The organism is Nevskia sp. (assembly GCF_023266035.1).
GTDB lineage: Bacteria > Pseudomonadota > Gammaproteobacteria > Nevskiales > Nevskiaceae > Nevskia.
Genome location: NZ_JAHFRY010000169.1, coordinates 1 through 8,202, shown reverse-complemented (window position 1 = coordinate 8,202; position 8,202 = coordinate 1). Strand labels below are relative to the sequence as shown.

At 64.4% G+C, this 8,202-nt stretch carries 8 protein-coding genes; 5 read left to right on the top strand and 3 right to left on the bottom strand.

What is annotated here, in order from left to right; all coding sequences use genetic code 11:
* The 4 genes from Q0D45_RS19510 to Q0D45_RS19495 form a co-directional block, all read left to right on the top strand.
* On the top strand, positions 1–1,285 hold a 1,285-nt coding region (locus tag Q0D45_RS19510), incomplete at its 5' end, for a DUF1329 domain-containing protein (RefSeq protein WP_293396956.1).
* 100 nt (positions 1,286–1,385) lie between these two features.
* Positions 1,386–2,387: a YCF48-related protein gene (locus Q0D45_RS19505; protein ID WP_293396953.1), complete on the top strand. Its 1,002-nt coding sequence runs from the start codon at positions 1,386–1,388 to the stop codon at positions 2,385–2,387.
* Positions 2,384–4,804, top strand: a complete 2,421-nt coding sequence (locus Q0D45_RS19500) for an MMPL family transporter (RefSeq protein ID WP_293396950.1) — start codon at positions 2,384–2,386, stop codon at positions 4,802–4,804. Before Q0D45_RS19505 ends, Q0D45_RS19500 begins: the two co-directional genes overlap by 4 nt.
* Before the next feature lie 167 nt (positions 4,805–4,971).
* Positions 4,972–5,619 carry a 2OG-Fe dioxygenase family protein gene (locus Q0D45_RS19495; RefSeq protein WP_366946510.1) on the top strand — a complete coding sequence of 216 codons (648 nt, stop codon included), beginning with the start codon at positions 4,972–4,974 and terminating at the stop codon, positions 5,617–5,619.
* 71 nt (positions 5,620–5,690) lie between these two features.
* Here Q0D45_RS19495 and msrB read toward each other — a convergent pair whose 3' ends face one another.
* The 3 genes from msrB to gloA form a co-directional block, all read right to left on the bottom strand.
* The gene (msrB, locus tag Q0D45_RS19490) at positions 5,691–6,182 is read right to left on the bottom strand and encodes a peptide-methionine (R)-S-oxide reductase MsrB (protein ID WP_293396944.1); all 492 of its coding nucleotides are present in this window, start codon (positions 6,180–6,182) and stop codon (positions 5,691–5,693) included.
* Positions 6,183–6,205: 23 nt separating this feature from the next.
* Positions 6,206–6,835 (bottom strand): peptide-methionine (S)-S-oxide reductase MsrA, encoded by a 630-nt coding sequence (gene msrA / locus Q0D45_RS19485; RefSeq protein ID WP_293396941.1) that lies wholly within the window; start codon positions 6,833–6,835, stop codon positions 6,206–6,208.
* A gap of 170 nt (positions 6,836–7,005) precedes the next feature.
* Entirely contained in the window at positions 7,006–7,434 is a 429-nt protein-coding gene (gene gloA / locus Q0D45_RS19480) for a lactoylglutathione lyase (protein WP_293396938.1), read from the bottom strand.
* Positions 7,435–7,713: 279 nt separating this feature from the next.
* Between gloA and Q0D45_RS19475 the strand changes: the two genes are divergently transcribed.
* Positions 7,714–8,202, top strand: a 489-nt coding sequence (locus tag Q0D45_RS19475; RefSeq protein WP_366946509.1) for an HNH endonuclease, incomplete at its 3' end; no start/stop codon positions are given.

Below are 8,202 nucleotides of genomic sequence, written 5' to 3'. Positions count from 1 at the left end.
TGCGATGACCGCGTTCTCGGCATCGGCCCAGGAGCTGACCGTGATGGGCGCCGACGAAGGCGCCAACCCGGCCGGCAGCATTCCCGCCTGGACCGGCGAAGTCCTCAAGGCACCGGCCGGCTTCAAGCCGGGCATCCTCTATCCGGATCCGTTCGCCTCGGAAAAGCCGACTCTGGTCATCACCGCCGCCAATGCCGAGGAGCACAAGGCGAACCTGACACCCGGCCAGTTGGCGACGTTCAAGAAGTATCCGACCTACAAGATCAACGTCTACCCGACGCATCGCACCGGCCTCTATCCGAAGGGCTATTACGACGAGACCAAGGGCAATGCCGGCAAGGCCAAGCTGTCGGACTCCGGCAACGGCGTGCTCGGCGTCAATGGCGGTCTGCCGTTCCCGACGCCCAAGAACGGAAACGAAGCGATCTGGAATGCGCTGACCCGCTATCGCGGCGAAACCTACGAGACCGACAACGTCCAGCTGGCCGTGACCCGTGGCGGCGATTACACGCCGGTACGTTTCCAGTACCAGCTCGACTTCCAGTTCGGTTCGTTGAACAAGAAGCCGTCCGAGCGCACCGACAATCTGCTGTTCTACTTCCTGCAGCGCATCGTGGCACCTGCGCGTCTGGCCGGTTCGGTGCTGCTGGTGCACGAGCCGCTGGACCAGACCAAGGTGTTCCGCTCGGCCTGGACCTACAACCCCGGCCAGCGCCGCGTGCGTCAGGCGCCGAACGTCGCTTACGACAATCCGGGCACGGCCGCCGATGGCCTGCGTACCAACGATGATTTCAACATCTACAACGGTGCCACCGACCGCTACGATTTCGAACTGGTCGGCAAGAAGGAAATCTACATTCCGTACAACAGCTACAAGCTGTCGAGCGGCGCCAAGCTGGAAGACATCACCCGCCCGGGCCATCTCAATCCTGATCTGGTGCGCAACGAGCTGCACCGGGTCTGGGTGGTCGATTCCAAGCTGAAGAAGGGCACCTCGCATCTCTACGCGCGGCGCACCTTCTATCTCGACGAAGACACCTGGACGCCGGTGCTGGTCGACAAGTACGACGGCCGCGGCGAACTGTTCCGCACCGGCGAATACCACTCGATCCAGCTCTGGGACGTGCCGATGACCTTCGGCACCGTCGAAGTGCACAGCGATCTGCAATCGGGCCGCTATCTGGCGCTCGGCGTGCGCACCGGTGACGACAAGATGTACGCGCCTTCGAAGCTGACAGCCGCCGATTTCACGCCGGCTTCGCTGCGCGAGTCGGGCGTTCGCTGATCGGCTTTGAATAAGCCCTCGTTGCAATGATGACCAGGGCCGACGGGCATCCCGCCGGCCCTGTTCGTTTCAACCTTCAACGAACATTGAGAGAACGTCGATGCGCAAGCCGCAACGATTGATGCTGGCCGGACTGCTTGGCGCAAGCGCGCTGATCGCCGTCCTGCAAGTGACGGCGCAGGAGCCGGCCGCTGCAGCGACACCCGCCGTGCTGTCGATAGCCGGGCCGGTCGCCAAAGCCACGGTGGAGAGACTGCTGCTGAACGATGCGACGCACGCCGGCAAGCGCATCGTCGCCGTCGGCGAGCATGGCTATGCGATCACTTCGGACGACGAAGGCGCGAGCTGGCAGCGCGGTGCTGGCCTGCGCCGGACCATGCTCACTGGTGTCCGCTTCGCCGACGACAAGACCGGCTGGGTGATCGGCCACGACGGCCTGATCGCGGCAACGACCGACGGCGGCGCAAGCTGGCACGAGCAGCGCTTTGCTCCGGATGAAGAAGAGCCGCTGCTCGGCATCTATGCGCGCGACGCTGCCAATGCGATCGCCATCGGCGCCTATGGGCTTTATCTGGAAACCACGGACGGCGGTGCCACCTGGACTAAGCGAAAGATCACCGAAGGCGAGGACGATCGTCACCTCAACGCGATCGCCGCGTTCGGCAGCGGCAAGCTGGCGATCGTCGGTGAATCCGGCAGCCTGCTGATCTCCACCGACGCCGGCGCCACCTGGACCGCCGCGAAGCCGCCTTATGAAGGTTCCTACTTCGGCGCGCTGGCGATCGGCAGCGAAGGCTTGATGATCTACGGCCTGCGCGGCCAGGCTTTCGTCAGCAGCGATGCCGGAGCGACCTGGACGGCGGCCGAAGGTTCCGGCCCGGTGACCTTGCTCGGCGGTGGCGTTGGCGCCGATGGCAGCGTCACCCTGGTCGGCTCCGCCGGCACGGTGCGCATCAGCCGCGATGCCGGCAAGACTTTCGCGCCGCTGGCACCCGCCAAGGTCGCAGCGTATTCGACGGCGCTGCCGCTCGATGCCGCGCATGCGCTGCTGTTCGGTGAAGCCGGCACCAGCGTCCTCGAACTTGCAGGAGCTGCCAAATGACGCCGACGCCGCGCAAGACCACGGCCGATCTGCCGCGCATCGAAGGGCCGCTCGGCGGCCTGATCCAGGGTCTGTCGAACCTGCTGTTCAACCATCGCGCCTTGATGCTCGCCATCTTCGCGGCGCTCACCGTGTTCCTCGCCTGGTCGGCGAGCGGGCTGAAGGTGGACGCCGGGTTCAAGAAGATGATCCCGCTCGAACATCCGTACATGAAGACGTTCACGGACTACGAACAGACCTTCGGCGGTGCCAATCGCATCATCGTCGCGTTGATCCGCGAGCCAGCAGCCGACGGCAGCGCAGCAGCGACGATCTTCGACAAGGCCTTCATGGCCGATCTGAAAGCGGCGACCGATGACCTGTTCTACATCAAGGGCGTCGATCGCCCGACCGTGCAGTCGCTGTTCACGCCGAACGTGCGCTTCATCGAGATCGTCGAAGGCGGCTTCGCCGGCGGCAATGTCATCCCGGCCACCTTCCAGGGTGAGCCGGACGATCTCGAAACCGTGCGCCGCAACGTGCAGAAGGCCGGGCTGGTCGGCCGCCTGGTGTCCAACGATCTGCACGGCGCGCTGATCCGCGCCGATCTGCTCGATGTCGATCCGGAAACCGGCGAGAAGTTGAACTACCCGCGCATCGCCGCCGAGCTGGAAGCGCTGCGTGCGAAGTACCAGAAGGACGGCATCACGGTGCACATCATCGGCTTCGCGAAAGCCGTGGGTGACATCACCGACGGCGCGAAGGGCGTCATCGCCTTCTTCCTGATCGCCTTCGTGATCACCGCACTGCTGCTGCTCTGGTACACCAAGTCGGCCAAGCTGACCGGTGTGGCGCTGGTCTGCGCGCTGCTGCCGGTGCTGTGGCTGCTGGGCACCTTGCCGCTCGCCGGTTACGGCATCGATCCGCTGTCGATCCTGGTGCCGTTCCTGATCTTCTCGATCGGCTGCAGCCATGCCGTGCAGATGACCAACGCCTGGAAGGACGCGATCGCCGACGGCTACGACGCCACCGATGCTTCGCGCTTCGCGTTCTCGCAGTTGTTCATCCCGGGAACCCTGGCGCTGGTCACCAATGCGCTCGGCTTCCTGGTGATCATGCTGATCGAGATCGACATCGTTCGCGAGCTGGGCATCACCGCCACGCTCGGCGTCAGCTTGATGATCGTCACCAACAAGATGGTGCTGCCGATCCTGCTCACCTATCTGCGCATCGATCAGAAGACGCTGGCTGCCAAGCAGGCGCAGGAGAAAAGCTTCGAGCCGATCTGGCGTGCCTGCTCGCATTTCGCCGAGCGCCGTACGGCGGTCTGGGCGATTGCCGGCAGCGTCGTGCTGCTGGTCGTCGGCTTCGCGCTGGCGCGCGGCCAGAAGGTGGGCGATCTCGGCTCGGGCCTGCCGGAGTTGCGCGAGGACTCGCGCTACAACCGCGACAACGCGGCGATCACCAGCAACTTCAAGATCGGCGTCGATGTCATCTCGATCGTCGTCCAGACCCATGACATCGACGGCGCCTGCACCGATCACCGGGTGATGGATGCGATGGACGCCTTCGAGTGGAAGATGAAGAACGTCGCTGGCATCGCCAGCGCCATTTCGTTGCCGAGCATGGCCAAGATCGTCAACGCCGGCTTCAACGAAGGCTCGCTGCGCTGGCGGGTGCTGGCGCGCAATCGCGATGTGCTGGCCCAGGCGGTGACGCCGATCGACACCGGCACCGGCCTGCTGAACTCGGACTGCTCGGCGATGCAGATGCTGTTCTTCACCAGCGATCACCAGGGCGAAACGCTGGCTCACATCGTCCAGTCGGTGAAGGACTGGAACACCGAGTTCCATGCGCCGAGCAGCGAGTTCAGGGAGATCGCGCCGCTGGTCGAGTTCAAGCTGGCGTCCGGCAATGCCGGCGTGATGGCGGCGACCAATGAAGCCGTCGAAGAAGCAGACAAGCACGAGCTGGCAGCGATCTTCGGCGCCATCACCCTGATGTGTCTGCTGACCTTCCGCTCGTTCGGCGCAACCTTGTGCATCATCCTGCCGCTGGCGCTGGTTTCGCTGCTGAACAATGCGCTGATGGCCGTACTCGGCATTGGCTTGAAGGTGTCGACCCTGCCGGTGGTCGCGCTCGGCGTCGGTGTCGGCGTCGACTACGGCATCTACCTGTACGACCGCATCGAAGTGCACCTGCACCACGGCAAGACCCTGGTCGAAGCCTTCTTCATCGCGCTCAAGGAACGCGGTGCAGCGGCGGCGTTCACCGCGGTGACGATGAGCCTCGGTGTTGCAACCTGGGCGTTCTCGGCGCTGAAGTTCCAGGCCGACATGGGCTTGCTGCTGAGCTTCATGTTCCTGGTCAACATGCTCGGCGCGCTGATCCTGCTGCCGTCGCTGCTGGCCTTTTTCGTCAAGGCGAAGAAGGCTTGATCGACCCGGCTTTCGACGTTCCATTCACGGCGTCGCGCGTTCGCGGATAATCCGCGTCCGCCATGAGCCTCGCCCCGAACCGTCCTGCCGTGATCGCCTTGCCGTCGCCGGCCAGGCTGCGGGCGGCGATTGCGGCGGAGGGTTATGCCTTCGTCGCCGGTGCGGCGATGCAGGGCGCGCTGCTGTCCGCCGGTTCGCTGGCCGACTGGGCCGAGTTCAGCGGCAGCTGGAACGATCTCGCGCTCGACAGCTTCATGGCCGACGGCGGCCGTTATCGCCGTCGCCGCCATGCGGTGTACGCCATCGAAGCCGCCGGCAAGCTGGCGCGCGAGGCGCATCAGCCGCACTGGCAGGGCCTCGAATACAACCCGTTGAACGGCGGTGTCGCGCGCTGGTTCGAGCCGGTGAGCGATGCGATCGGTGCGGGTGACAGCTTGAGCACCATCCTGCGCTGGTGCGCCGGCCTGTTCGGGCGGCTGTCGCCGGAGGTCGCGAACTGGAAAGTCGAAGTCCACCAGTTCCGCATCGAAGCCGGCCCCGGCATCGCCGGCCAGCCGACACCGGAAGGCGCGCATCGCGATGGCGTCGATCACGTGCTGGTGCTGATGATCCGCCGCCACAACATCGCTGAAGGCACGACGACGATCATCGATGCGGATGGCAACACGCTCGGCAGCTTCACCCTCACCGACGCCTTCGACGCCGCCCTCGTCGACGATGCCCGCGTGCGCCATGGCGTGACGCCAGTCGAAGCGCTGGACCCTAGCCAGCCGGCCTATCGCGATGTGCTGGTGGTGACGTTCAAGCGGCGCTAGGGGCATGGTGGGCAGCTTTCATCTGCCCACCCTACGATCTTGCTTCCCGCTAGTTGTGCCCGGATTGCGGTTCAGACCAGATCAGTGTGCTGCGGCACCGGCTGGCCTTCTTCGAAGAAGGCCATCGATACCGAGTTCAGACAGTAGCGCTGGCCGCTCGGCTTGGGGCCGTCGTTGAACACGTGGCCGAGGTGACCATCGCAGCGCTGGCAGCGCACTTCGGTGCGGACCATGCCGTAGCTGCGGTCGGTGATGCTGCGAATGTGCGCGGGATCGTAGGGCTCGAAGAAGCTCGGCCAGCCGGTGCCGGAATCGAACTTGGTGTTCGAGCGGAACAGCGGCAGGCCGCACAGGCGGCAGGCGTAGGTGCCGGCCTTCTTGTTGTCGGTGAACTGGCCGCAGAAGGCGCGCTCGGTGCCGTGCTCGAGCAGCACACGGTGCTCTTCGGCAGTCAGCGATTGCGCCAGCTCGGTCTTCAGCGCCGGGCTGATCGGACGCAGATCGTAGCCGCTGGCGGACGGCGGGACCGGCGGATTGACGATGACGGGTTCTGGTTTGGCCATGATTGATTTCCAAAAAAATAGAGTTACTTGCGGACGTAGTCGGCGAACTTGTGTTCGAGCTTGTCGACCTTCGGCAGCGCCACGCCGGCGATATACGGCTGGCCGGGATTTCGCACCGCGTAATCCTGGTGATAGACCTCGGCAGTGAAGAACGAGTCGAGTGGCACCAGCGCGGTGACGATAGCGCTGCGAAACACCTTCGCGGCTTCCAGCTGGGCGATGTAGGCAGCGGCCACGTCGCGCTCGGCCTCATCGTGGAAGAAGATCGCCGAACGATACTGACGGCCGCGGTCGTTGCCTTGGGCGTTGAGCGTGGTTGGATCGTGGGCCACGGCGAACAGCACCTTGAGCAGCGCGCCATAGCTGATCACGGCCGGGTCGTAGACGATCTTGACGACCTCGGCGTGGTCGGTGCGGCCGGTGCAGACGGCCTCGTAGTTGGCGCTGTCGGCACTGCCGCCGGCATAGCCGGAAATCACTTCGGAAACGCCATCGAGGCGCTCGAACACCGCTTCCACGCACCAGAAGCAGCCGGCCGCGAAGACTGCTTCCTGCGGCCCATCGCTGGTCGGGTTCAGGTCGCGGGCAGGGTCGGGGAAGCCGGAGTGGTCGGCGCGTCGTGCGGCAGCAGGAAGATCACAGACGATATTCATCAGAGGCTCTCCATGAGGGCTGGGTCAGGGCCGGATCGGCAGTCGTCGCAGGGCGACACGGCCGGGGCCTAAGGGCAGCCAGGTAGCGAGGCTGCGGATCATGCGCCAATCGTCCGGGCGCGGCGGGCATTGTGTCTGCGCCGGGCCGTTCCGGATTCATGGCTGATCGTTCAGGCAGCGCGGGCCGCGCCAGCATCCTGGCCGGACTTGCACTGGATGAATTCGATCTTGTAACCGTCCGGGTCTTCGACGAAGGCGATCACCGTGGTGCCGTGCTTCATCGGCCCGGCTTCACGCACCACCTTGCCGCCGCGCGCCTTGACCATGTCGCAGGCCTGATAGGCGTCTGCCACTTCGAGCGCGACGTGACCATAGGCTGTGCCTAGCTCGTAGCGCTTGGTATCCCAGTTGTGGGTCAACTCCAGCTCGGCGCCAAGCTGCACGCCATCGACGCGATCTTCAGCGCCGAGAAACGCCAGGGTGAAACGGCCTTCCGGATAGTCGCGACGCGAGACCAGTTTCAGGCCGAGCACGTCCTGGTAGAACTGGATCGAGCGGTCGAGATCGCCGACTCGGAGCATCGTGTGCAGGATCTTCATGGGTCACTCCCGAATGACTGCCAGGTGAGGGCAAGGTGGGGCAGCCGCAAGTGAATGCAAGGCAGCGAAGCTTGCGGGCCGAAGCTGGATGTTACCGTTCGGTACGAAGCGGTGGTGCATCGTCTGACCGGATTCCGCACGAGGACGTGCCGTCATCGTCAAGGCCTTGCGGCTGAGGCCTGGGCGCTGCGGGGGAAGCGCCGACGCCTTGCTGCAACATCACGGGCGCATGGTTCTTGCTTGAACACACGCCTTTGGAAACCGGCTAAAGTCAAGACCATGATGCCCTCGATCCTCAAGCTGGATATTGGTGGGATGCCGGTCAGCTGGATCCGTTGGCAGACTGCCGCGACGCTGTACGCACGCGATTGCGTGCGTTGGGAAGCCGGTGCCGAGCAATTCATCATCCGCGGCGGCACCAATGGCCGCACCGGGCTGCCGTCGGAACTGCGCATCGGCTCGATCATCGCGGTGGCCGATCGCTCGCGCCGCTTCAGCGGCGGCAACGCGCCGCTGCTGACCAACCGCACCCTGTTCCAGCGCGACGGCTTTCTATGTACCCACCGAGCCTCTTCGAGCATCTCGCATCGCTCTCGCAGTGCTCCGATGACCGCGCGGGGCTCAGGGTCTACGAATAAGGTTATTCCAGCACGTGCTTTTAAGGTAAGGATCGATGCTCGAATAAGTCGGGCACATGAGGGAAACGGCTTATTCATTTTGCCAAAAAGCCCCGCCAATCCTGCGACGCTTTCAGGCCCGATTTTAGGG